21 protein-coding genes and 1 tRNA gene are annotated in these 23,325 nt (G+C 74.7%); 9 read left to right on the forward strand and 13 right to left on the reverse strand.

The window, feature by feature from the left end:
* Window position 1 precedes the first annotated feature (1 nt).
* From rho to QMG39_RS01215, 7 genes are all read right to left on the reverse strand, one after another.
* On the reverse strand, window positions 2-1,972 hold the full coding sequence (gene rho / locus QMG39_RS01185; RefSeq protein ID WP_281881993.1) for a transcription termination factor Rho: 1,971 nt from the start codon (window positions 1,970-1,972) through the stop codon (window positions 2-4).
* A 223-nt stretch (window positions 1,973-2,195) separates the two neighbouring features.
* Window positions 2,196-3,152 (reverse strand): homoserine kinase, encoded by a 957-nt coding sequence (gene thrB / locus QMG39_RS01190; RefSeq protein WP_281881994.1) that lies wholly within the window; start codon window positions 3,150-3,152, stop codon window positions 2,196-2,198.
* Window positions 3,149-4,246: a threonine synthase gene (thrC, locus tag QMG39_RS01195; RefSeq protein ID WP_281881995.1), complete on the reverse strand. Its 1,098-nt coding sequence runs from the start codon at window positions 4,244-4,246 to the stop codon at window positions 3,149-3,151. Before thrC ends, thrB begins: the two co-directional genes overlap by 4 nt.
* Window positions 4,246-5,553 carry a homoserine dehydrogenase gene (locus QMG39_RS01200; RefSeq protein ID WP_281881996.1) on the reverse strand — a complete coding sequence of 436 codons (1,308 nt, stop codon included), beginning with the start codon at window positions 5,551-5,553 and terminating at the stop codon, window positions 4,246-4,248. Before QMG39_RS01200 ends, thrC begins: the two co-directional genes overlap by 1 nt.
* Before the next feature lie 16 nt (window positions 5,554-5,569).
* On the reverse strand, window positions 5,570-6,961 hold the full coding sequence (lysA, locus tag QMG39_RS01205) for a diaminopimelate decarboxylase (protein WP_281881997.1): 1,392 nt from the start codon (window positions 6,959-6,961) through the stop codon (window positions 5,570-5,572).
* A 182-nt stretch (window positions 6,962-7,143) separates the two neighbouring features.
* Window positions 7,144-8,022, reverse strand: coding sequence for an LmeA family phospholipid-binding protein (locus tag QMG39_RS01210; protein ID WP_281881998.1), 879 nt, complete (start codon window positions 8,020-8,022; stop codon window positions 7,144-7,146).
* A gap of 1 nt (window position 8,023) precedes the next feature.
* On the reverse strand, window positions 8,024-9,697 hold the full coding sequence (locus tag QMG39_RS01215; protein WP_281881999.1) for an arginine--tRNA ligase: 1,674 nt from the start codon (window positions 9,695-9,697) through the stop codon (window positions 8,024-8,026).
* A gap of 37 nt (window positions 9,698-9,734) precedes the next feature.
* On the opposite strand from QMG39_RS01215, the gene QMG39_RS01220 reads away from it, so the two are divergent.
* From QMG39_RS01220 to QMG39_RS01260, 9 genes are all read left to right on the forward strand, one after another.
* Window positions 9,735-10,373 carry an iron ABC transporter ATP-binding protein gene (locus QMG39_RS01220; protein WP_281882000.1) on the forward strand — a complete coding sequence of 213 codons (639 nt, stop codon included), beginning with the start codon at window positions 9,735-9,737 and terminating at the stop codon, window positions 10,371-10,373.
* Between the two features lie 43 nt (window positions 10,374-10,416).
* Window positions 10,417-10,492 (forward strand) — tRNA-Arg (locus tag QMG39_RS01225).
* 35 nt (window positions 10,493-10,527) lie between these two features.
* Window positions 10,528-11,157: a protein-L-isoaspartate(D-aspartate) O-methyltransferase gene (locus QMG39_RS01230; protein WP_281882001.1), complete on the forward strand. Its 630-nt coding sequence runs from the start codon at window positions 10,528-10,530 to the stop codon at window positions 11,155-11,157.
* Between the two features lie 91 nt (window positions 11,158-11,248).
* Window positions 11,249-11,833, forward strand: a complete 585-nt coding sequence (locus QMG39_RS01235; protein ID WP_281882002.1) for an RNA polymerase sigma factor — start codon at window positions 11,249-11,251, stop codon at window positions 11,831-11,833.
* Window positions 11,830-12,555 (forward strand): hypothetical protein, encoded by a 726-nt coding sequence (locus QMG39_RS01240; protein ID WP_281882003.1) that lies wholly within the window; start codon window positions 11,830-11,832, stop codon window positions 12,553-12,555. The genes QMG39_RS01235 and QMG39_RS01240 overlap by 4 nt, the downstream gene beginning before the upstream one ends.
* Before the next feature lie 69 nt (window positions 12,556-12,624).
* Window positions 12,625-13,800, forward strand: coding sequence for an ROK family transcriptional regulator (locus QMG39_RS01245; protein WP_281882004.1), 1,176 nt, complete (start codon window positions 12,625-12,627; stop codon window positions 13,798-13,800).
* A gap of 124 nt (window positions 13,801-13,924) precedes the next feature.
* Window positions 13,925-14,758 (forward strand): arginase family protein, encoded by an 834-nt coding sequence (locus QMG39_RS01250; RefSeq protein ID WP_281882005.1) that lies wholly within the window; start codon window positions 13,925-13,927, stop codon window positions 14,756-14,758.
* Between the two features lie 51 nt (window positions 14,759-14,809).
* On the forward strand, window positions 14,810-16,255 hold the full coding sequence (locus tag QMG39_RS01255; protein ID WP_281882006.1) for a dihydrolipoyl dehydrogenase family protein: 1,446 nt from the start codon (window positions 14,810-14,812) through the stop codon (window positions 16,253-16,255).
* Entirely contained in the window at window positions 16,252-16,650 is a 399-nt protein-coding gene (locus tag QMG39_RS01260) for a Fe-S oxidoreductase (RefSeq protein ID WP_281882007.1), read from the forward strand. The genes QMG39_RS01255 and QMG39_RS01260 overlap by 4 nt, the downstream gene beginning before the upstream one ends.
* Window positions 16,651-16,729: 79 nt before the next feature.
* Here QMG39_RS01260 and QMG39_RS01265 read toward each other — a convergent pair whose 3' ends face one another.
* From QMG39_RS01265 to QMG39_RS01290, 6 genes are all read right to left on the reverse strand, one after another.
* A complete protein-coding gene (locus QMG39_RS01265; protein WP_281882008.1) occupies window positions 16,730-17,755 on the reverse strand; it encodes an iron-siderophore ABC transporter substrate-binding protein in 1,026 nt (341 codons plus the stop codon).
* 84 nt (window positions 17,756-17,839) lie between these two features.
* Window positions 17,840-18,688: an ABC transporter ATP-binding protein gene (locus QMG39_RS01270; protein ID WP_281882009.1), complete on the reverse strand. Its 849-nt coding sequence runs from the start codon at window positions 18,686-18,688 to the stop codon at window positions 17,840-17,842.
* Window positions 18,685-19,749, reverse strand: a complete 1,065-nt coding sequence (locus tag QMG39_RS01275; RefSeq protein WP_281882010.1) for a FecCD family ABC transporter permease — start codon at window positions 19,747-19,749, stop codon at window positions 18,685-18,687. The genes QMG39_RS01270 and QMG39_RS01275 overlap by 4 nt, the downstream gene beginning before the upstream one ends.
* A gap of 5 nt (window positions 19,750-19,754) precedes the next feature.
* Window positions 19,755-20,813, reverse strand: coding sequence for a FecCD family ABC transporter permease (locus QMG39_RS01280; RefSeq protein WP_281882011.1), 1,059 nt, complete (start codon window positions 20,811-20,813; stop codon window positions 19,755-19,757).
* Window position 20,814: 1 nt separating this feature from the next.
* On the reverse strand, window positions 20,815-21,744 hold the full coding sequence (locus QMG39_RS01285) for a siderophore-interacting protein (RefSeq protein WP_281882012.1): 930 nt from the start codon (window positions 21,742-21,744) through the stop codon (window positions 20,815-20,817).
* Between the two features lie 78 nt (window positions 21,745-21,822).
* Window positions 21,823-23,244, reverse strand: a complete 1,422-nt coding sequence (locus QMG39_RS01290; RefSeq protein ID WP_281882013.1) for an amidase — start codon at window positions 23,242-23,244, stop codon at window positions 21,823-21,825.
* Window positions 23,245-23,325 lie beyond the last annotated feature (81 nt).

The raw sequence follows: 23,325 nt of genomic DNA on the forward strand, positions 1-23,325 counted from the left end.
GTCAGCGGTGGTCGTTCTCGTGGCCGTGGCGGTGGGCCTCGCCGTGCCCGTTGCCCGCGACCGGAGCCGACTTCTGCATGAGCAGGAGGAACTCGGTGTTCGACTGGGTCTCCTTGAGCCGGCCGAGCACCGCCTCGAGCGCCTGCTGGGGCTCGAGCCCGGCGAGCGCGCGACGCAGCTTCCAGGTGATCTTGACCTCGTCGTTCGACAGCAGCATCTCCTCGCGGCGGGTGGACGACGCGTTGACGTCGACCGCCGGGAAGATGCGCTTGTCGGCGAGCTGGCGCGACAGGCGCAGCTCCGAGTTGCCGGTGCCCTTGAACTCCTCGAAGATCACCTCGTCCATCTTCGACCCGGTCTCGACGAGCGCCGTGGCGAGGATGGTGAGCGAACCGCCGTTCTCGATGTTGCGGGCCGCGCCGAAGAAGCGCTTCGGCGGGTACAGCGCGCTCGCGTCGACGCCGCCGGAGAGGATGCGGCCGGAGGCCGGCGCCGCGAGGTTGTACGCGCGGCCGAGGCGCGTGATCGAGTCGAGCAGCACGACGACGTCGTGGCCCAGCTCGACGAGGCGCTTGGCGCGCTCGATCGCGAGCTCGGCGACCGTCGTGTGGTCCTCCGCGGGACGGTCGAAGGTCGAGGCGATGACCTCGCCCTTCACCGTGCGCTGCATGTCGGTGACCTCCTCGGGGCGCTCGTCGACGAGCACGACCATGAGGTGGACCTCGGGGTTGTTCTGCGAGATCGCGTTGGCGATCTGCTGCAGCACGATGGTCTTGCCGGCCTTCGGCGGCGCGACGATCAGGCCGCGCTGGCCCTTGCCGATCGGCGCGACGAGGTCGATGATGCGCTGGGTGAGCTTGGTGGGCTCGGTCTCAAGGCGCAGGCGGTCCTGCGGGTAGAGCGGGGTCAGCTTCTGGAAGTCGACGCGCTCGCCCGAGGCATCCGGTGCCTGGCCGTTGATCGAGTCGACCTTCACCAGGGCGTTGTACTTCTGGCGGCTGTTGCCCTCGCCCTCGCGCGGCTGCTTGATCGCGCCGACGACCGCGTCGCCCTTGCGCAGGTGGTACTTCTTCACCTGGCCGAGCGAGACGTAGACGTCGCTCGGGCCGGGGAGGTAGCCCGTGGTGCGCACGAAGGCGTAGTTGTCGAGCACGTCGAGGATGCCGGCGACGGGGATCAGCACGTCGTCGTCGAGGATCTCGGGCTCGGCCTCGTCGCCGCCGCCACCGCCGCGGCGCTTGCGGTCGCGGTACCGGCTGCGGCGGCCGCCGCCCTCGCCGTCGGCCTGGTCGGCGTTGCCGCCGCGGCCGCCCTGGCCCTGCTGGCCCTTCTGCCGGCCGCCGTCGTCCTGCGCGTCGTCCTGCTTCTGCTGGCGCTGGCCGTTGCCGCCCTTGTTCTTGCCGCCCTGGCGGCCGTCGTTCTTGTTCTGGCCCTGGCCGCCCGAGTCGCCGCCGTCGGCGTCGCGGGACTCGCCCTGCTGGCCCTGCTGGCCCTGCTGGTCGCCGCCGCCGCGGTTGCGGTTGCGGTTGCGGCTCCGGCTGCGGCCGGAGCGCTGCTGGCCCTCGCCCGAGTCCTGCCCGGCGTCCTGGCCGGACTTCGCGTCGTCGGACTTCTCGGCGCCGGACTTCTCGGCGTCGGACTCGGCACCGCCGGCCTGCTCGCCGCGCTGCTCGGGCGCGTCCGCCGCGGGGGCGGCGGCGTCCGTGGGGATGAGGTTCTCGAGGCCGGTCTCGCCCGCGTTGACGTGGGCGCCGGCGGCGGTGCCGGCGCTCGTCGCGCGGCGGGGCGCGCGGCGCGGCGCGTCACCGGAGTCGCGGCGGTCGGAGATCGCCTCGACGAGCTCGCCCTTGCGGAGCTTGTTCGCGCCCGAGATGCCGAGGTCGGTGGCGAGCTGCTGGAGCTCGGCGACCTTGAGACCGGACAGGGGGGCGCCGTTCGACACGCCCGAGGCGTGGTCGGTTGCGTTGGTCACTGGGTATGTTTCCTTTCCCCCGGCGTTCGGGAATGAGCCGGGAGAGCCGATGCGCTCGCACGCGTCGAGGTCTGCACGGAAGCGCAGATGCACGCGTGGGCGTGAGCAATGAGTTGCTGAGAATCGCACGATGCGGCCGGTTCGCGGTGCCCGCGTGCCTGCCGGGTGCTGGTAGCGAGTTTACCACCGTGGGCGGGGTGCCCCGGTACCTGTGGACTGCGTGTCAGTCCGCGGCGGCCGCGGTCGCCCCCCGGAAGTCGACCGCCGGCATCAGGGCCTGCCACGGTGAATCGGCCTCGCGCTCGACCAGCGCGGCGGCGTCGAGCCGCTCCGCGGGGTTGCTCGCGAGCACCAGGATCGAGGGTCCCGCACCCGAGACGACGGCCGCGTGGCCGGCGGCGCGGAGCACCCGGATGAGGCGCTCCGTCTCGGGCATCGCCGAGGCGCGATAGCTCTGGTGGAGCTTGTCCTCGGTGGCCGCGAGCAGCAGCTCGGGGCTCTGGGTGAGCGCCGCGACGAGCAGCGCCGAGCGCGACAGGTTGAACACCGCGTCCTCGTGGGGCACGTGCTTGGGCTGCAGCGAGCGCGCGAGCGCCGTCGACATGACGTGCTCGGGCACCAGCACGAGCGGCGAGACACCGCGGTGCACGATGAGCTTCTTGTGCTGCGGACCCTGCTCGGTGGTCCACGCGATCGTCAGGCCGCCGAAGAGCGCCGGCGCGACGTTGTCGGGGTGCCCCTCGAGGTCGGTGGCGAGTGCCAGCAGGGTCGCCGAGTCCAGGTCGACGATGCCCTCGAGCAGCCCCTTGGCGGCCATCACGCCCGCGACGACCGCGGCGCCCGAGGAGCCGAGGCCCCGGCTGTGCGGGATCGTGTTGTGCGCGTGCAGCCGGATCGGCGGCAGCGCGTAGCCCTGCGTGGCGAGGCTGTGCGCGAGCGAGCGCACCACCAGGTGCGACTCGTCGAGCGGCACCTCGCCCGCCCCGACGCCCTCGACGACGATCTCGAGACCCGGGTGGTCGAGCACGGTGATGTCGAGGTCGTCGTACAGCGCGAGCCCGAGCCCGAGCGTGTCGAACCCGGGGCCGAGGTTCGCGGTGGTGGCCGGCACCTTGACGTGCACGGTCGTGCCCGGCTCGAGTTCGAGCGCGCGCAGGCCTCCCACGACCGCCTCGGTCATGACGCCAGTCCGAGCACGTCGGCGATCGCGGCGGTGTCGACCGGGACCACGGTGGGGCTCACGTCGGAGCCGTCGGCCGCGCGCAGCGCCCACTGCGGGTCCTTCAGGCCGTGGCCGGTCACGGTGAGCACGACGTTCGCCCCCGCCGGGATGGCACCCGACTCGGCGCGCTCGAGCAGGCCCGCGACGCTGATCGCCGACGCGGGCTCGACGAACACGCCGACCTCGGCCGAGAGGATGCGGTGCGCCTCGAGGATCTTCTCGTCGGTGATCGCGCCGAAGTAGCCGTCGCTGTCGTCGCGGGCCGCGAGGGCGAGCTCCCACGAGGCCGGGTTGCCGATGCGGATGGCGCTCGCGATCGTGTCGGGGTCGCGCACCGGCTCGCCGCGCACGATCGGCGCGGAGCCCGCGGCCTGGAAGCCGAACATGCGCGGCAGCCTCGTCGACTCGCCGCGGTCGACCTCCTCGCGGTAGCCGCGGTGGTACGCGGTGTAGTTGCCCGCGTTGCCGACCGGGACGATGTGGATGTCGGGCGCGTCGCCGAGCGCCTCGACGACCTCGAACGCGGCCGTCTTCTGCCCCTCGATGCGGTCGTTGTTCACCGAGTTGACCAGGTGCACCGGGTAGTTCGCCGAGAGGTCGCGCGCGATGTCGAGGCAGTCGTCGAAGTTGCCCTGCACCTGCAGCAGCTCCGCGCCGTGCGCGATCGCCTGCGCGAGCTTGCCCATGGCGATCTTGCCCTCGGGCACGAGCACCGCCGACTGGATGCCCGCGTGCGTGGCGTAGGCGGCCGCGCTGGCCGAGGTGTTGCCGGTCGACGCGCAGATGACGACCTTCGCGCCGTGCTCGACCGCCTTGGAGACGGCCATGGTCATGCCGCGGTCCTTGAACGAGCCGGTCGGGTTCATGCCCTCGAACTTGACGAAGACGTTGGCACCGGTGCGGTCCGAGAGCGCCCGCGCGGGGATGAGCGGGGTCCCGCCCTCGCCGAGGGTGACGATGGGGGTGGCATCCGAGACGTCGAGCCGGTCCGCGTACTCGCGGATGACCCCGCGCCACTGGCGGGAGTACGGCTTCGGAGTGGGCTGTTCCACTATGCTCCTTCGACTCGGAGGACGGACGTGACCTGATCGACCACGGGATCTGCGGCGAGCGCCGCGACGGTGTCGGCCAGGGAGGACTCGCGTGCCTCGTGGGTGCCGATCACAAGGGTAGCCCGCCCGGCATCGTCGCTCAGCGTCTGCTCGAGCTGCTCGACGGAGACGCCGTGCGCGGCGAAGATCTGCGCGATCGCGGCGAGCACGCCCGGCTGGTCGAGCACCTCGATGGTGACCGCGTAGCGGGTCGTGACCTGGCCGATGTCGAGCACCGGCAACTCGGCGTGGGTCGACTCGGCGATGCCGGGGCCGCCCGCGACGTGCCGTCGCACCACCGCGACCAGGTCGCCGAGCACGGCCGACGCGGTCTCGGCGCCACCGGCGCCCGCGCCGTAGAACATGAGGTCGCCGGCGGCGGATGCCTCGACGAAGACCGCGTTGTTCGCCCCGTGCACGGCGGCGAGCGGGTGCGCGCGGTCGACCATCGCGGGGTACACGCGGGCCGAGACGGCCTCGTCGCCCGTGTCGGGGTCGCGCAGGCGCTCGCAGATCGCGAGCAGCTTGACGACGTAGCCGGCCTTCCTCGCCGACTCGACCTGCGCGGCGGTCACGCCCGTGATGCCCTCGCGGTGCACCTGCTCGACGGGCACCAGCGTGTGGAACGCCAGGCTCGCGAGGATCGCGGCCTTCTGCGCGGCGTCATAGCCCTCGATGTCGGCGGTCGGGTCGGCCTCGGCGTAGCCGAGCGCGGTCGCCGCGGCGAGCGCCGACTCCAGGCTGTCGCCCGTGGTGTCCATGCGGTCGAGGATGTAGTTCGTCGTGCCGTTGACGATGCCGAGGATGCGGTCGACCGTGTCGCCGGCCATGCTGTCGCGGAGCGGCCGGATGATCGGGATCGCCCCGCCCACGGCGGCCTCGTAGGCGAGCTGCGCGCCCACCTGCTCGGCCGCCTCGAACAGCTCCGGCCCGTGGGTGGCGAGCAGCGCCTTGTTGGCGGTGACCACGTCGGCGCCCGAGTTGATCGCCTGCAGCACGAGCGTTCGCGCCGGCTCGAGCCCGCCGATGAGCTCGACCACGATGTCGGCCCCGAGGATCAGCGACTCGGCATCGGTCGTGAACAGCTCGTGCGGCAGGTCGACGTCGCGCTTCGCGTCGACGTCGCGCACCGCGATGCCGGTCAGCTCGATGCGTGCTCCCGCGCGCGCGGCGAGCTCGTCGGCGTGTTCGAGCAGCAGCCTCGCGACCTGCGAGCCCACCGTGCCGCCGCCCAGCAGGGCGACGCGCAGGGAACGGTATTCGATCATGCGATCCTCATCCGTGTCAGCGGCCTTCCATGATTCCGGCATCGCGCGCGAGGAGGTCCGCCTCGGTCTCGCCGCGCACGATGACCCGTGCCTCGCCATCGGTCACGGCCACGACGGCCGGGCGGGCGAGCAGGTTGTAGTTGCTGGAGAGCGCCCAGCAGTAGGCCCCGGTCGCGGCGACCGCGACCAGGTCGCCGGGGCGCACGTCCCCGGGCAGGTAGTCGGCGTCGACGAGGATGTCGCCCGACTCGCAGTGCTTGCCCGCGAGGCGCACGAGCACCGGCGCGGCGTCGGATGCCCGCGATGCCAGTCGCACGGTGTAGTCGGCGCCGTAGAGCGCCGGACGGGCGTTGTCGCTCATGCCGCCGTCGACCGCGACGTAGCGGCGGATGCCCCCGGAGACCGGGACGTCCTTGATGGTGCCGACCTCGTACAGGGAGATGCCGGGCGGCCCGACGATCGAGCGGCCGGGCTCGAACGCGAGCACCGGCACCGGGATGCCGAGGGCGGCGCACCGCTCGGCGACCGCGGCGACGATGCCGCGCGCGAGCTCGTCGACGGGCGTCGGGTCGTCGGCGCTGGTGTAGGCGATGCCGAAGCCGCCGCCGAGGTTCAGCTCGGGCACGTCGCCGCCCGCGAGCAGCTCCGCGTGCACCGCGAGGAGGCGCTCGGCCGACTCGGCGAACCCGCCGGCATCGAAGATCTGCGAGCCGATGTGGCAGTGCAGGCCGAGCAGTCGGAGCGAGTCGCGGCCGCGGATGGCGGCCACCACCCCGGGTGCGTCGGCGAGCGGCACGCCGAACTTCTGGTCGTCGTGCGCGGTCGCGAGGAACTCGTGGGTGTGCGCGTGCACGCCGCTGTTCACGCGCAGGCGCACCGCCTGCACCACGCCGGCTCGCTCGGCGGCGTCGGCGACGCGGTCGACCTCCGCGCGCCCGTCGAGCACGATCGAGCCGACACCCGCCGAGACCGCTCGCGCGATCTCGGCGTCGGACTTGTTGTTGCCGTGGAAGCCGATGGCGGCGGCGGGCACGCCCGCGGCGAGCGCCACGGCGAGCTCTCCCCCGCTGGCCACGTCGATGCGCAGGCCCGCCTCGACGACCCAGCGCGCGACCTCGGCCGAGAGGAAGGCCTTGCCGGCGTAGTAGACGTGCGCGTCGGACCCGGCGGCGCGTGCCTCGGAGCCGAACGCCTCGAGGGCGGCCGCGGCGCGGGCGCGCACGTCGGCCTCGTCGAGCACGTAGAGCGGGGTGCCGTAGCGGGCCGCGAGGTCGGTCGCGGCGACGCCGCCCACCACGAGCTCGCCCGCATCGTCGCGGTGCGCGGAGGCGGGCCACACGCGCGCGTCGAGCGCGTTCGCGTCGTTCGGGACGCGCAACCACGCCGGGGCGATGACGTCGGTGGCCACGATGGGAACCTCACGGGGTGCGGAACGGTGGATCGCTGCGCGGCGAGCGAACCCGGATTGGTTCCTGAAGCCGGCCTGCAAGGGGATGCGCCGGCGGAGCCGGGCAGGCGACCCCATGTTATCGGGGTGCCTCTGCGGCGGCCAATCGCGTGACATCCGCCGTCACTCCCGCGCCGGCGGGGTCAGCCGCAGGAGCCGGTGCGCTCCAGCAGTGCCTCGTCGAGCACGATGTCCTCGGCCTCGAGCACGAGCGTGACGACCCCGCCCTCCCAGGTGAGTTCGTCGACCTCGGCCCCGTCGGGGAGGAACTGCGCGACGCAGACCGGGATCGGGTCGATCCGCAGCAGTTCCTCGGTGATCCCGCCGAGGAGGAACTCGGCCGCGCCGCCGACGATGCGCACCGATTCGGGGCTGATCAGCACCGTGTCGCCGTCCGCCTCGATCGTCGCGTCGGCCCGGTACTCGATCGGGAAGCCGAGGATCTCGATCGTGCCCGTGTACGCCACCAGGCCGTCCTCGAAGCGGAGACCGTCGCCCACGCCCGGGATCGGGATGAGCTCCGAGACCGCCTCCTCGCTCAGGGCGACGGTCGCCGTGGCGCGGTCGGTGGTACGCGTCCGGTCGCGCGGCGTGCCCTCGAGCACGACCTCGACGTCGAGCACCGCGCCGTTCACGTCGAGCTCCGGCGCGCTCACCTGCACGCGGTCGAACCGGCCGACGAAGAGCTGCCAGAGCATGCTCGCCCCGCCGATCGTCACGTCGACGTCGCCCGTCACGCCCTCGGGCAGCTCCTGCTCGACCTGGGCGGCGACCTGCCGCTCGCTCGCGCCGCGCAGCCAGACGTCGGTCACGACCGTCGCGATCGCGAGCACCAGCAGCGACGCGGCCACGATGGCGCCGATGAGCAGTCCGCGACGCGGTCGGCGCTCGGGCGCGGCATCCGCCTGCTGCAGCGGCGGGATCGGCAGGGTGTCCGAGGCATCCGCCCGCCCCTGCAGCTCGTCGTCGCCGTAGGGACGCGTGTCGCCGGGGCCGTGCGCCCCCTGCCCGTCGTCGCTCATGTCACATCCGTTCGGGAGCCGAGACGCCGAGCAGGCCGAGGCCGTTGCGGAGCACCACGCCCGTGGCGTCGTTCAGCCAGAGTCGGGTGCGCTGCAGGTCGCCGACCGGCTCATCGCCCAGGGGCAGCACGCGGCAGTTGTCGTACCAGCGGTGGAACAGGCCCGCGAGCTCCTCGATGTAGCGCGCGATGCGGTGCGGCTCCCGCAGCTCCGCGGCCTGGGCCACGATGCGCGGGAACTCCTGCAGCGCACCGAGCAGCGCCGACTCCGACTCGTGCTCGAGCAGCTCGGGCACGAACGTCGAGCGGTCGACGCCGACGGATGCCGCGTTGCGGGCCACGGCCGCGGTGCGCGCGTGCGCGTACTGCACGTAGAAGACGGGGTTGTCGTTCGTGCGGCGCTGCAGCTGCTCGGGGTCGATGGCCAGCGGCGAGTCGGCGGGCGACCGGGCGAGCGTGTACCGCAGCGCGTCCGTGCCGAGCCAGGCCTGCAGGTCGTCGAGCTCGATGATGTTGCCGGCGCGCTTGGACAGCCGGGCGCCGTTGACGCTCACGAGCTGGCCGATGAGCACCTCGATGTCGCGCTCGGGGTCGTCGCCCGCCGCGCCCGCGAGCGCCTTCAGCCGGTGCACGTAGCCGTGGTGGTCGGCGCCGAGCAGGTAGATCTTGTGCTCGAAGCCGCGGTCGCCCTTGTCGAGGTAGTACGCGGCGTCGGCGGCGAAGTAGGTGTACACGCCGTTCGCGCGGCGGATGACGCGGTCCTTGTCGTCGCCGAAGTCGGTCGTGCGCACCCAGACGGCGCCGTCCTCATCGAAGACGTGGCCCTGCTCGCGCAGCCGGTCGACGGCGAGGTCGATGGCGCTGCGGCCGCCCTCCCCCGGCGCATGGAGCGCGCGCTCGGAGAACCACACGTCGAAGTGCACGTTGAAGCGCTCGAGCGACGCACGGATCTCGTCGAGCTGGATGCGGTACGCGGTCTCGCGCGCGGTGACGAGCTGCTCGTCCGCGGGCAGGCCCTCGAGCCCGGGGTGCTCCTCGAGCACCTGCCGGGCGAGGTCGTCGATGTAGGGGCCCGAGTAGCCGCCCTCGGGAGCCGGCGCGCCGGTGGCGGCGGCGAGCACGGATGCCGCGAACCGGTCCATCTGGTTGCCCGCGTCGTTGATGTAGAACTCGGTCGCCACCCGGGCCCCCGCGGCGCGCAGCACGCGGCCGAGCGAGTCGCCGAGGGCCGCCCAGCGGGTGTGGCCCATGTGCAGCGGTCCGGTCGGGTTCGCCGAGACGAACTCGAGGTTCACGACTCGGCCGGCGAGCGAGTCGCCGCTGCCGTAGGCGCCGCCCGCCTCGACGATCGTGCGCGCGAGCGCACCCGCCGCGCCCGCCTCGAGGCGCACGTTGATGAAGCCGGGGCCGGCGACCTCGACGCTCGCGACGCCGGGCACCTCGCCGAGGCCCGCGGCGAGCTCGTCGGCGATCTTCCGCGGCGGCGTGCCGAGCGGCTTCGCGAGACGAAGGGCGATGCTCGAGGCCCAGTCGCCGTGCTCGCGCAGCTTCGGGCGCTCGATGACGACGTCGGCCGGTGACAGCTCGATCGAGACCTCGTCGCCCTGCTCGCGTCGGCGCTCGACGAGGGCCGTCGCGAGGGCGTGCAGGGAGGTCTGGAGATCTGCGGGAGTCACCCGCAAATCCTACCCTCGCCGTTGATACAGTCGCTCCATGCCCGCGCGCCCGACCCCGCTCGCCCGACCCCTCCGCCTGCTCGCCGTGACGGTCGCCACGGCGGCGATCGTCGTGGGGCTGGCCGCGTGCGCGCCCGAGGAGCCGGCCGCCTCGCCGACCCCGACCGCGGCGGAGACGACCGCGCCCACCGAGACCCCGGCGGAGACGGATGCGGCGACGCCGACCCCCACCCCCACGCCGACGGGCGAGCCGGTCGACGTCGCCTGCGACGAGCTGCTCACGCTCGACCAGATGTACGCGTTCAACCCGAACTACGGCACCGACCCCGGCTACGCGCCCACGGGTGAGCCCGCGGTCTTCGCCGCATCGATCGGCGGGGTCGCGTGCGGCTGGCTCAACCAGTCCAGCGGCGAGACCATCGAGGTCTCGGTCGCCCGGCCGGTGGACGACACGATGGAGGAGCGCCTCAACGACGCCGTGCTCGCCGGCCAGGCCGTGCCGACCTACGGCACGCCGCCCGAGGTGGAGGGCTACTACGGGCTCGTCGCGGGCACCGGGACCGCCCAGGCGTTCGCCGACGGGTACTGGATCACCGCGTCCTCGCAGGCCTTCTTCGAGCCCGGTGACGCGCAGCCGCTGATGGAGTCGATGCTCGCCAATCTCGGCGCCGGCTGAGCGGTCGGACCGCCCATCCGGGGGTGGTAGTCTCTTCCGGTGCGCCTCCGTAGCTCAGGGGATAGAGCGCCGGTTTCCGGTACCGTAGGTCGGGGGTTCGAATCCCTCCGGGGGCACCAGTGGCGTGAGAGATCGCAGCGCGGATCGCGAGGACATGATCGCGTGGCACCTCGAGCCGCGCGGCATCCGTGATCCTGCGGTCCTCGCCGCCATGCGCGCCGTGCCGCGCGAGGCCTTCCTGCCCGCCCGGCTCCGCGACGAGGCCTATGCCGACCACCCGCTGCCGATCGGCGACGGGCAGACCATCTCGCAGCCCTACGTCGTCGCGCTGACCGCGCAGGCGGCGCGCATCCGACCCGGCGATCGCGTGCTCGACGTCGGCACCGGCTCGGGGTACGCGGCCGCGGTGCTCGGCCGGCTCGCCGGGGAGGTGTGGAGCATCGAACGGGTGCCCGGTCTCGCCGCCGGCGCCGCCGACGCGCTCGCCGCGACGGGCGCGTCGAACGTGCACGTCGTCACGGGCGACGGCACGCTCGGCTCACCCGAGCACGCCCCGTACGACGCGATCGTCGCCGCCGCGGCCGGACCCGACGTGCCGCTCCCCTGGCTCGAGCAGCTCGCCGACGGCGGACGCATCGTGATGCCGCTCGAGCACGGCACCGGGGGCCAGCACCTCGTGCGGATCACGCGCTCCCCCGACGGCGAGCCGGAGATCGAACGGCTCGAGTCGGTGCGGTTCGTCCCGCTGGTGGGCGAGCACGGGTGGCACCGCGGCCGCGAGTGAGTGCACCGGGCACAACGTTCCGGCGCCGACGTTCGTCTCGTACAGTGACGGGCAGCGTGCCCGTGACCGGGCGGACGCGGCGGAGGTGACGATGGCGGGCGGATGGCAGGAGGCCGTCGAGGACCTCGTCGCGCGACGCGGGGCGGCGCTCACGCGCTTCGCGGTGCTGGTCTGCGGGGACGAGGAGGACGCGGCCGACATCGTGCAGGAGTCGCTCGCCCGCGCCTGGGCCAGGCCCGGCCGCGGCGTCGACCCGCAGCGCGTCGAGGCGTACGTGCGCCGCACCATCGCGAACGCGGTGATCGACGGGCAGCGGCGGGGCGGACGCTGGCGCCGCATCCGCCACCTCGTCGCCGAGCCGGTGGTGCACGAGTCCGACACGGATGCCTCGGACGAGCGCCTCGACCTGCTGCGACGCCTCGGCGACCTGGCGCCGCGGCAGCGCGCGTGCCTCGTGCTGCGGTACTACGAGGACCGCACGGTCGACGACATCGCCCGGGTGCTCGGCCTGCGACCGGGATCGGTGAAGCGCTACCTCTCCGACGGGCTGGATGCGCTGTTCGCCGCGCTGGACCCCGCCGCCGCGGCGGCGGGCGTGCGCCGCGCCGACCTGCGCACCGCGGCGCCGCTCGCGGGAGCCGGCGACGCGCACGGACGACGGGGGGCGGGTGCATGAGCCGGACGACGGGCGGCGGAGGCCGCGAGGACCAGCTGCGCGAGGCGCTGCGGCGGGGTGCCGCGGATGCCGGTGCGCCCGCCATCGATGCCGACGCGGTCGCGGCGCGGGGCGAGGGCATCCGCCGGGCCCGGCGGCGCGGCTGGGCCGCCGGGGCGGCGGGCGTGCTCGCCGTCTCGGCGCTCGGGGGCGTCGTGTGGGCGACCCTGCCGGGTTCCGGCGACGGCACGATCGCCGCGAGCGCGCCCGACGAGCGCGCCGAGGAGGAGTCGGCGGGCGGCGAGGACCTGCTCGCCGCGGACGAGTCCGGTGCGAGCGAGGCGGCGGTCGACGCGTGCGGCGCGGACGCCGTCGGACCTGCGCCGGACCTCGTCGTGTCCGGTGCGCTCTCGGACGCGCTCGACTCCGACGCGCCCGTCGTGGTGGGCGAGGTCGAGCTGCGCAACGACGCCGACGCCCTGCTCGCGGGCGAGGCGGAGCTGCGCGTGGAACTGCTCGGCGCCGACGGCGAGCTGATCGCGGCGGGCGTCGCGGACGCCGCACCGCTCGACCTCGACGCCGGCGGGACCGCCTCGTTCGACATCGAGACCGTGCCGGTGCGCTGCGGAGCCGAGGCGATCGCGGCCGCAACCGAGGTGCGCGTGCGCGTGCTCGTGCACCTCGCCGACGGGACCGCGGTGCTCGCCGCGACCGGCCCGGCCGAGCCGGTGCGCGTCGACTGACGCGCTCGCTCGATATGCTCCACTGAGCATGCGCCGCGCGGAGGCGCGGGGATTCGGGGGGAGGCGCGCATGACCGACGCGACTGCCAAGGGCACGCCGGCCTGGCTCGGCGCGGTCAACGACCGGGCCGGCCTGTCGGTGCTCCTCGAGCACGGCCCGCTCACCCGGCAGCGCATCTGCGAGCTGGTGGGCGTCTCGAAGCCCACGGCGTCGCTGATCATGCAGCGCCTCATCGCAGGCGGGTTCATCGAGGAGCGCGGCCGCGTCTCTCGCTCCGCAGGGCCGAGCGCCGTCGTGTACGCGGCGAGGCTCGATCGCAGCCTCGGCGTCGCCGTCGACCTCGACGCCCGCGAGCTGCGAGCGCGAGTGGTCGACGCCGCGGGCACCGAGCACCCGCTGGTTCGCCACGACCTCCCGGCCGACCCGGGGGCCCGGGATGCGGTCGGCGAGTTGCGGCACGCCATCGCGGCCGCGTGCGCGGCGGCGAGCGCCGACGCGGCGGCCGTGCGGACGGTGTGCATCGGCATCCCCGGGTACGTCGACCCGGGGCGCGATGGCGCACTGTTCAGCGAGACGCTGCCCGGCTGGCCGACGACCGGGCTCCACGCCGCGCTCGAGCGAGCGCTCGACCGCGAGGTGCTGATCGAGAACGACGTCGACCTCGCCGCGCTCGCGGAGCGCGCGCTGGGCGAGCGCTCGGACGCGTTCGCGCTCCTCTGGCTCGGCAACGGAGTCGGCGCCGCCTTCGACGCCGCCGGCGAGCTGCACCGCGGGAGCTTCGGCGGCGCGGGCGAGATCGGCTTCCTGCCCGCGCCCGCGACGGCAGTGGGGATCGACCCGGACGCGCGGACCGTGCAGGACCTCGTGGGCGCCGGTGCGGTGGCGCGCCTCGCGCGCGCACACGGCCTCGAACCGGACGGCGACGCCCTCGCGGGCCTGGCGGACTCCCCCGCCCGGGACGCCGTCCTCCGCGAACTCGCGGAGCGCGTCGCGCTGGCGGCGCTGCCGGTCCTCGCGGTGCTCGACCCGGCTGCGCTCGTGCTGGGCGGGCCCACGGCGGCGGCCGGCGGCGCAGACCTGGCGGCGGCCGTGCAGGAGCGCATCCGCGCAACGAGCCGCTGGTACCCGGAGGTCGTCGCGAGCGCGGTCGTCGAGGCGCCCGTGCTCGCCGGCGCATCGGTGCTCGCCGGACGTCGCGTGCGCCGCGCGCTGCTCGACGAGGTCGCCGAGGTCGGCGAGGGCTGAGCGCGGTGGACGGCCGTGATCGGCCGTGCCTAGACTCGCCTCAGACGAATCCGGGAAGGTGGCGACGATGTCGCGAGTACGAGCGCGTGCGGTGTCCGCACCGGTGCGGACGCGGTAGGCGCGCGTGCCGGCGACCTTCCTGGTGGTGCCCCTCTGGCAGGGCTCCGTGAGCGCGCGTGCCCTGCAACTGGTCGACGGTGCGGAGGCGATCCGCGGCGACCTCCCCGCATCGGCGACGCACTGGGTCGACGTGCCGACCGGCGCGGGCGATGCGCTCGGCAGCGGGGTGAAGCGACTCACGTCGCTCGTGCACGTGCGAGAGCGGGTCGAGGAGGCCCTCCGCGAGGCCACCGGGCCCGCGATCGTCGTGGGCGGCGACTGCGGCAGCAGCATCGGGGCGATCGGGCACGCGGCGGCGACGCACGGCGACCGACTCGGGGTGCTCTGGCTCGACGCGCACGCCGACCTGCACACGCCCGAGACCTCGCCGTCCGGGGCGTTCGGCGGGATGACGCTGCGCGCCGTGCTCGGTGAGGGCGCCGACGGCCTCGCGCTCGCACCCGACGTCGCCGTGGCGGCCGAGCGCGTCGTGCTCGGCGGCGCACGCGACCTGGACGACGCGGAGGTCGTCGCACTCGAGGAGTCCGGCATCACGGCGGTCGGGGTCGCGGGCCTCTCACGCCCCGACGACGTGATCGACGCGTTCGCCAGGGCGGACGTCGAGCGCCTCTACGTGCATGTCGACCTCGACGTGCTCGACCCGGCGTCGTTCGGAGGCGTCGCCGATGCGGTGCCGTTCGGCGCGTCGCCCGCCGAGGTGGCGGCCCTGCTCCGGGCGGTCCTGGCCCGCTTCCCGCTCGCCGGCGCGACGGTGGCGGGGTTCGCCCCGGCGGATCCCGTCTCGGCCGGCGACGACCTGCCGACGATCCTGCGACTCATCGGGGCACTGGCCGCCTGAGGCGTGTCGCGCGCAGCCCTGTCGACGACCCGCCAACCCGGGAGGAGCCGCATGGAGACCACGATCACCGACGTCATCGTGATCGGCGCGGGCGCCGTCGGCGAGAACGTGGTCGACCGTGCGATCGCGGGCGGGCTCGAGGCGATCGTGGTCGAGCACGAGCTGGTGGGCGGCGAGTGCTCGTACTGGGCCTGCGAGCCGTCGAAGACGCTGCTCCGCTCGGGCGCCGCGCTCCGGGCGGCGCAGCGCGTGCCGGGCGCTGCCGAGGCGGTCACCGGCGGGCTCGATGCCGACGCGGTGCTCGCCCGCCGCGATGCGCGGGTGGGCGACTGGGACGACACCGGCCAGATCCGCTGGCTCGACGGGATCGGCGCGACGCTCGTGCGCGGGCACGGAGTGCTCGCCGGCGAACGACGGGTACGGGTCACGGCCCCCGGGGGCGACGAGGCCCTGCTCGAGGCGCGTCACGCCGTGGTCGTCGCGACCGGCTCGACGCCGAGGCTGCCCGACATCGACGGCCTCGCGCTCGCGCGGCCGTGGACGAGCCGCGAGGCGACGAGTGCGGAGCGGGTGCCGGAGCGCCTCGCGATCATCGGCGGCGGCGTCGTCGGGTGCGAGCTCGCCGCCGCCTGGGCCTCGCTCGGGTCCGAGGTCACGCTGCTGACACGGAGCGGGATCCTGTCGAAGTTCGAGCCGTTCGCGGGCGAGCTGGTGACCGCGGGGCTCCGCTCACTGGGCGTCGACGTCCGCACCGACTGCTCGCCCGACGCCGTCCGTCGCGACGCGGTCGACGCCGTCGTGCTCGCGCTGCCCGGGGGTGCCGAGGTCGTCGCCGACGAGGTGCTCGTCGCGACCGGCCGCCGTGCGGGCTCCGAGGACGTCGGGCTCGAGACGGTCGGGCTGGCCCCCGGGGACTGGATCGACGTGGACGACACCATGCGGGTGCGCGCCGACGGGCTCGGCTGGCTCTACGCCGCCGGCGACGTGACCGGCCGCGCGCTGTTCACCCACCAGGGCAAGTACCAGGCGCGCGCCGCGGGCGACGCGATCGCGGCACGCGCCGCGGGTGCACCGGTCGACGACGCGCCCTGGGGGGCGCACGTCGCGACGGCCGACCACGCCGCCGTGCCCCGCGTCGCGTTCACCGAGCCCGAGGCCGCCATGGTCGGCCTCACCGCGGCGGAGGCGGCGCGCCGGGGCATCCGCACCCGTGTCGTCGACTACGACCTCGGCTGGGTCGCCGGCGCCACCGATCGCGCCGACGGGTACGAGGGCCGCGCGAACCTGGTCGTCGACGAGGACCGCCGGGTCGTCGTCGGCGCCACCTTCGTCGGGCAGGACGTCGCCGAGCTCCTGCACGCCGCGACGATCGCGGTGGTCGGCGAGGTGCCGATCGAGCGGCTCTGGCACGCGGTGCCGGCGTTCCCGACGATCAGCGAGGTGTGGCTGCGCCTGCTCGAGGGCTACGGCCGCCCCGGCCACGAGGGCGCGGCATGATCCGCCGCGTGCTGCTCGACTCCCCGGTCAGCCGAGCGGGTTTCTGGTACGCGCACCTCGTCGGGCTCGCCTGGGGCTTCCTCTGGAGCACCGGGCGGGTCGAGAAGGAGGGCGGCCTCATCGTCTTCCGCGGCATGCCCAAGTGGACCTTCGGTCGCGGCGGCTCGTGCGTGGGCGCCTGCTACCTCACGAACGAGAACGTCTCCGAGCCCGTGCTGCGGCACGAGCGCGTGCACGTGGCGCAGTGGCGGCGCTACGGGATGCTCTTCCCGTTCCTGTACCTGCTGTCGGGGCGCGACCCGCTCAGGAACCGGTTCGAGATCGAGGCGGGCCTGGAGGACGGCGGCTACGTGAAGCGCCGGTGGCGGCCGGCCTCCGGCCGCACGGCGAGCTGACGGCGCCGCCGGATACGGCGACGGCCGGGCGGCGCCTGCGGGAGGCATCCGCCCGGCCGTGGACCGGGACGCGTCGGCGTCAGTCGAGCGCCGCCTGCAGCGACTCGACCAGCTCGGGCATGCCGCCCGACCAGGTCACGCTGAGCGCGGTGGGGGGCGAGACGGCCGAGACCTTCACCGGGTCGAAGACCTGCGCCACGCGGCCGGCGGCGACCGCCGGGATCGCCTGCAGCTCGGACTTCTCGAGGAAGGCGGCGGCCTCGTCCTCGGTGCTGTGGTAGCTGACGATCACGTCGGCGTCGAGCTTGTCGAGCTCCTCGTAGCTCAGCTCGTAGTAGAAGCCGCCGTCGGAGGTGTCGAGCTCGGTCACGCTCGGGGCGATCTCGAAGCCGATGTCGGTGAGCACGTCGACGCGCGCGTCGGCGGCCGTGTAGACGTAGACGAAGCCGTCGCCGTCCCAGACGTTCGCGACCGTGGTGCCGGCGAAGTCGGGGTGCTCCTCGGCCGTGGTGGCGAAGTACTCGTCGATGCCCGCGAGCACCGCGTCGCCGTCGGCCGGGCGGCCGAGCGCCTCGGCGACGATGCGGATCTCCTCGTCCCACGGGGTGGTCCACGGCGCGTCGGGGTAGGCGACGACCGGGGCGATCTCGTTGAGCAGGTCGTACTGCTCCTGGGTCAGGCCCGAGTACGGGGCGAGGATCAGGTCGGGCGCCGCGTCGACGAACTCCTCGTAGGGCACGGTCGCGCCGCCCTCGGCGTCGTCGAGGATCGCCGGGTGCTCGACGCCGGCCTCGTCGTAGGCCTCCTCGACCCACGGCAGGAGCGCGTCCTCGCCGACGGTCCACGGCTGCTCGGCGACGGCGACGGGGTACACGCCGAGCGCGATGGCCGCCTCGGTCGAGCCCCAGCCCCAGGTCGCGACCCGCTCGGGAGCCTCGGCGATCTCGGTCTCGCCGAGCGCGTGGGTGAGGGTGACGGGGAACTCGCCGGTGCCGGCGGCGTCGTCCGCGGCATCCGTGTCGTCGCCCGAGCCGGAGGCGCAGGCGGTGAGGGCGAGGGCGGTGGCGGCGATGGCCGCGACAGCGAGGGAACGTCGAAGACGCACTGGTGCTCCTTGCAGGATCGAAGAGATGTAAGGGAAGGCTAACCTAACTATCCGAGGGATGCCACCCGCTCGCCGCCCGCGCGCTCAGCCCGCGTCGCCGGCGAGGGTGCCGTGGTAGCGCCCGACCGGCACGACCATGGGGCTGCCTGCCACGGGGTCGGCGATCACCCGGGACTCGAGCCCGAACGCGTCGCGCACGGTCGCGGCCGTCAGCACGCCCGCGGGCGCGCCCTCCGCGATCACGCGCCCGGCGCCCATCACGACCAGGTGGTCGGCGTACCGCGCGGCCAGGTTGAGGTCGTGCAGCACCATCACGACGGTCGTGCCGCGCTCGCGGTTCAGCTGGGTGAGCAGGTCGAGCAGCTCGAGCTGGTGGGCGACGTCGAGGAACGTCGTGGGCTCGTCGAGCAGCACCACGCCGGTCTCCTGGGCGAGCACCATCGCGATCCAGGCCCGCTGGCGCTGCCCGCCCGAGAGCTCCTCGAGCGGGCGATCGGCGAGGTCGGCGATGCCGGTGGCGTCCAGCGCACGCGACACCGCCGCCGCATCGTCGCTCGTGTGCCGGCCGAACCAGCCCTGGTGGGGGTGGCGCCCGCGGCCGACGAGGTCGGCCACGCGCACGCCCTCGGGCGCGATCGAGGTCTGCGGGAGCACGCCCACGAGCCGGGCGACGTCGCGACGCGACATCCGGCGGAGGTCGCGGTCGCCGAGGCGGACGCTGCCCTCCTCGAGCGGATGCAGCCGGGCGAGGCCGCGCAGCAGCGTGGACTTGCCGCACGCGTTCGGGCCCACGATCGCCGTGATCACGCCCGCGGGCAGGGCGAGGTCGAGCGCGTCGATCACGCGTCGGCCGTCGTAGCCGAGGCTGACGCCCTCGGCGACGAGCGCGTCGCCGGTCGCCGAGGCGGGCTCCGATGCGAGTGGCGCGGTCATGCGCGGCTCCTCCTTCCGGTGGCGAGCAGCCACAACAGGTACGGCGCGCCGACGATGCCGGTGACGATGCCGACGGGGGCGCTCCCGCCGGGCAGCGCGTGCTGGCCGATGACGTCGGCAGCGAGGGTCAGCGCCGCACCGCAGGCGGCCGAGGCGACGAGCGCCGCCGAGCCGTCGCGCAGGAGGCTCCGCGCGATCGCCGGCGCGACCAGCGCGACGAACGCGATCGGGCCCGCGACCGAGGTCGCCACGGCGACGAGCCCGACCGCGAGCAGCAGCAGCACCACGCGCGCGCGGTCGGCGGCGACGCCGAGGGCGCGCGCGTGGTCGTCGCCCAGGGCGAGCACCCCGACCGAGCGACCGGCGAGCACGACGAGCGCGGTGAGCGCGCCGACGCCGATCGCGAGCGTCGCGAGCGACTCGCCGCGCACGTCGGCAAGGCTCCCGACGGTCCACACGAGCGCCGACTGCGCGTCGCGCACGTCGGCGCGCGCGAGCAGCCAGGCGAGCATCGATCCGCAGAGGTACGCCATGCCGACGCCGACCAGCACGAAGCGGATGCCGTGCAGGCCCTGTCGCCAGGCCAGCAGCCAGATCGCGACGGCCACGGCGAGCGCGCCGGTGAACGCGAACGGCGCGACCGCCGCGCCGGTGATGCCGAGCCCGAGGATCGCCCAGACCGCGCCGAGGCTCGCCCCGCTCGCGATGCCCAGGATGTCGGGGCTCGCCAGCGGATTGCGCAGCACCGACTGGAAGATCGCCCCGGCCAGCGCGAACGCGACGCCCGCGACGACGGCGGCGAGGATGCGCGGCAGGCGGAGGCGGTGCACGACGAAGACGTCACCAGGCTCCCCCGCGCCGAAGAGGGCGAGCAGCACCGTGGCGGGGTCGAGGTCGGCCGCGCCGAGCAGGAGGCCGAGGACGGCGGTGACGACGATCACGAGGACCGCGCCGGCGAGCACCCAGGCGCGGCGACGGGCACGGCGCGCACGCTCGGCGCGCAGGAGGGCGCCGGTGCCGGAGCCGGTCGGGGCGGGCGCGGTGAGTCGATCGGATGCCACGGGCCTCACACCCCCGCCACGCGACGGCCGCGCGCGACCGCGATGAGCACGGGCGCCCCGATGAAGGCGGCGACCACCCCGGCCTCGAGCTCGCCGGGGCTGACCACGAGCCGGCCGATCACGTCGGCGGCGAGCAGCAGCGCGGGGCCGAGCGCGAGCGAGATCCCGATGATCCAGCGGTAGTCGCTGCCGACCAGGCGCCGCGCGGCGTGCGGTACGACGAGGCCCACCAGCGCGATCGGGCCGACGAGCGCGGTGGCCGTGCCGCAGAGCAGCACGATCGCCGCGCCCGAGAGCGCGCGCGTCGTGCCGACGCGCTGCCCGAGCCCCCGCGCGACGTCGTCGCCGAGCGCGAGCAGGTTCATGCGGTGCGCGAGCAGCACCGCGAGCACGCCGCCGACCAGCAGGAACGGCCAGAGCACCTGCACGGTCTCGAGCCCGCGGCCCGTGAGCGAGCCGACCGCCCAGAACCGGTACTGGTTGAAGGTCTCGGCATCGCGCAGGAGCACGACCGTGATGAGCGGCGTGAGCAGGGAGGTGAGGGCCGCGCCGACGAGTGCGAGGCGCACCGGCTGCCCGTGCCCGATCGCGAAGACGATCGTGGCGGCCGCGGCGGCGCCGGCGAACGCGAACCAGATGTACCCCAGCGGATCGACCACCCCGAACGCGGCGATCGCGATCACGACCGCCAGCGATGCGCCGGAGTTCACGCCGAGCAGGCCGGGGTCGGCGATCGGGTTGCGCGTCACGCCCTGGATCAGCGTGCCCGCGAGGCCGAGCGCGGCGCCCGCGAGCAGGCCGACGAGGGTGCGCGGCACGCGCAGCTCGAGCACCACGCGGTGGTCGGCGTCGCCGTCCACGGGGGCGACGAGCGACTGCCAGACCACTCCGAGGTCGATCTGGCGCACCCCGAACGCGAGGCTCGCGCCCACGACGAGCAGGAGCAGGGCGACGGATGCGGCCACGGCGAGCGTGCGGCGGCCGCGGCCGGGCGCCCGACCTCGGGCATCCGCTCCGCTCGTGCCGGCGCCCGACGCAGCCGCGACCGCGGACGTCGGCCCCACCTCAGCCCAGTTCGGCGCGGCCGAGGCGCCAGTAGCCCATGAACGCGACGCGGCGCCGGTCGAGGCCGGCCTCGCCCACGAGGTAGCGGCGCAGCGACTTGATCGCGGAGGCCTCGCCCGCGAGCCAGGCGTAGATGCCGCCGTCGAGGCTGCGCCCCTCCGGCACGTCCCAGAGCAGCTCGCGGTCCACGTCGACGTCGGCGACCTCGGCGTGCCCGGCGCGGGAGATCATGATGCGGGCGGCGGCGTCGCGCACCGACGGCACGAGGCGCGAGCCGTGCACGGCGCCCGCGGCGCGCGGGAGCCAGCGCAGGTCGACGCCCGCCGGGGCGTCCACGGCGAGCACGTCGTCGGGGCTCGGGACCTCGATCAGCGCGTGACCGCGCGCGTCGCGCGGCAGGGCCTCGAGGATCGCGCAGATCGCCGGCGCGGCCGTCTCGTCGCCCGCGAGCAGCACGGTGTCGACATCGCCGGGTCGCCAGTCGATGCCCAGCGCGCGGCCGGTGCTCAGGTCGTCGGGGCCGACGAGCACCATCGGGTCGCCCACTCGCGCGTGCCGCGCCCAGCGCGAGGCCGGGCCGCCGTCGCCGTGCAGCGCGAAGTCGATGTCGACCTCGCCGAGCTCCTGCCGCACCGCGCGGATCGTGTACGTGCGGATCGGGTTGCGCAGCCGCTCGGGCAACGCGCGCCAGGCGACGTACCAGTCCTCGCCCCCGGGGAACGCGTCGTAGCCCGTGTCGGGAAGCGGGAGGATGACCTTCACCCGCTGGTCGAGGCCCGCGGTGCCGAACCCGTCGAGGTCGTCACCGGTGAACGTGATCCGCAGGAACGCGGGCGAGAGCTGCTGCACCGCGGCGACGCTCGCGCGGAACGCGCGGAAGGCGGGACGGTCGTCGAGGACTCGGCTGGCCACCGCGGGTGAGGTAAGCATTACCTAAGTCTGCCACGACGGGGCCGCTCGTCAAATCCCCTGTGGGCGCGAACCCGTGCCGGTGCCCGCGTCCGGCGATCAGGCCGGAGGCGCGGGCGGCGCCACCCGCAGCCGGCGCTGCAGCATGGTCGCGAGCGAGAGGATCGCCGCCTCGCCACCCGGCCGGCCGATGAGCTGCACGCCCATCGGCAGCCCGGCCCCGGTGCGGGACGTCGGCACGGTCACCGCGGGCAGCCCCGCGACGTTCACGAAGCTCGTGAACGGCGTGTACCGCACCTGCTGGGCGAAGTTCTCCTCGCCGTCGTCGGCGTCGTACCAGCCGATCGGGCGCGGCGTCAGCGCGACCGCGGGCGAGAGCACCGCGTCGAACGGCGCGAACCGCGCGATCGTGCGCCGCTCGAACGCGGTGAGCTCGAACAGCGCCGCCGCGAGCTCCGGGCCCGTGCGCGTGCGGCCGACGCCCCGCAGCCACCGGGTCAGCGGCTCGAGCGCGCCCTCCTGCGCAGGCTCCAGGGGCACCGACGCGGCGCCGACCTGCCAGAGCGTGCGGAACGCGTCGGGATACCCGGGCTCGGGCGCCGGCGCGAGCTCCTCGATCCCCTGCCCCATCGCGTCGAGCGCGTCGATGGCCGCGGCGAGCGCCGCCTCGGCCTCCGGCGACACCCGCACGTCGAACCCCTCGTCCCACGGGGTGTCGCGCAGCACGCCGACCTGGAACCGGCCCGACGCGCGCATCGCCGCCGCGAGGAACGGCCCGTCGTCGCCCGGGGCACGCAGGGCGAGCGGATGCCGCGCGGGAAGCCCGCGCGGCGCGATCATGCCGTCGAGGAGCAGCGCCGCGTCCGCGACGTCGCGCCCGATCGCGCCCGCGACCGGCAGCCCGCCGAGCATCGCGAGACCCGACCCCTCGGGCACGCGCCCGCGCGAGGGCTTGATGCCGACCAGGCCGCACGCGGCGGCGGGGATGCGGATCGACCCGCCGCCGTCGGACCCGGGCGCGAACGGCAGCAGGCCGGCGGCGACCGCCACCGCCGCTCCCCCACTGGAGCCGCCGGGGTCGAGCGACGGGTCGAGCGGGTGCCGCACCGGCGGCGACGCGAGCGACTGCGCCGACGAGGTGAGGCCGAACTCCGGCGTCGCGGTCTTGCCGACGCTCACCGCGCCGGCGGCGTCCAGGTCGTCGGCCAGGGGGTCGGATTCGTCGGGCACGAATCCCGCGAACGCGCGCGAGCCGAATCCCGTCGGCACGCCGGCGCGGCGCACGAGGTCCTTGTCGGCCAGCGGCATGCCCCAGAGCGGCGCGGCGGGGTTCGCCGACGCCTCGACGAGGGCGGCCCGCGCCAGCGCGGCATCCGCCTGCACCGTCGTGAACGCCCCGTACCGGTCGGCGGGCCGGTCGATGCGCTCGAGGTAGTGCGCGACCAGCTCGGTGGGCGACACGTCGCCCCGTTGCAGCAGGTCGCGCTGGGCGACGGCGGAGAGCTCATGCAGCGCGGTCACGGGTTCGAGCGTACGCGGGGTTGACACGAGGTTCATCACATGGTTGGTTAGTTACATGACTAATGAACCGATGGGGTCGAC

The organism is Agromyces rhizosphaerae, assembly GCF_027925245.1.
Classification (GTDB): domain Bacteria; phylum Actinomycetota; class Actinomycetes; order Actinomycetales; family Microbacteriaceae; genus Agromyces; species Agromyces rhizosphaerae.

Bases quoted from the DNA above. Each gene is read 5' to 3' on its own strand.
- QMG39_RS01210 (WP_281881998.1), bottom strand. From the start codon at position 8,022: ATGAGCGACGACGGGCAGGGGGCGCACGGCCCCGGCGACACGCGTCCC.
- QMG39_RS01235 (WP_281882002.1), top strand. From the start codon at position 11,249: ATGGCGGGCGGATGGCAGGAGGCCGTCGAGGACCTCGTCGCGCGACGC.
- QMG39_RS01260 (WP_281882007.1), top strand. From the start codon at position 16,252: ATGATCCGCCGCGTGCTGCTCGACTCCCCGGTCAGCCGAGCGGGTTTC.
- QMG39_RS01245 (WP_281882004.1), top strand. From the start codon at position 12,625: ATGACCGACGCGACTGCCAAGGGCACGCCGGCCTGGCTCGGCGCGGTC.
- QMG39_RS01285 (WP_281882012.1), bottom strand. From the start codon at position 21,744: ATGCTTACCTCACCCGCGGTGGCCAGCCGAGTCCTCGACGACCGTCCC.
- QMG39_RS01240 (WP_281882003.1), top strand. From the start codon at position 11,830: ATGAGCCGGACGACGGGCGGCGGAGGCCGCGAGGACCAGCTGCGCGAG.
- QMG39_RS01220 (WP_281882000.1), top strand. From the start codon at position 9,735: ATGCCCGCGCGCCCGACCCCGCTCGCCCGACCCCTCCGCCTGCTCGCC.
- QMG39_RS01255 (WP_281882006.1), top strand. From the start codon at position 14,810: ATGGAGACCACGATCACCGACGTCATCGTGATCGGCGCGGGCGCCGTC.
- thrB (WP_281881994.1), bottom strand. From the start codon at position 3,152: ATGACCGAGGCGGTCGTGGGAGGCCTGCGCGCGCTCGAACTCGAGCCG.
- QMG39_RS01270 (WP_281882009.1), bottom strand. From the start codon at position 18,688: ATGACCGCGCCACTCGCATCGGAGCCCGCCTCGGCGACCGGCGACGCG.
- QMG39_RS01230 (WP_281882001.1), top strand. From the start codon at position 10,528: ATGATCGCGTGGCACCTCGAGCCGCGCGGCATCCGTGATCCTGCGGTC.
- QMG39_RS01200 (WP_281881996.1), bottom strand. From the start codon at position 5,553: ATGATCGAATACCGTTCCCTGCGCGTCGCCCTGCTGGGCGGCGGCACG.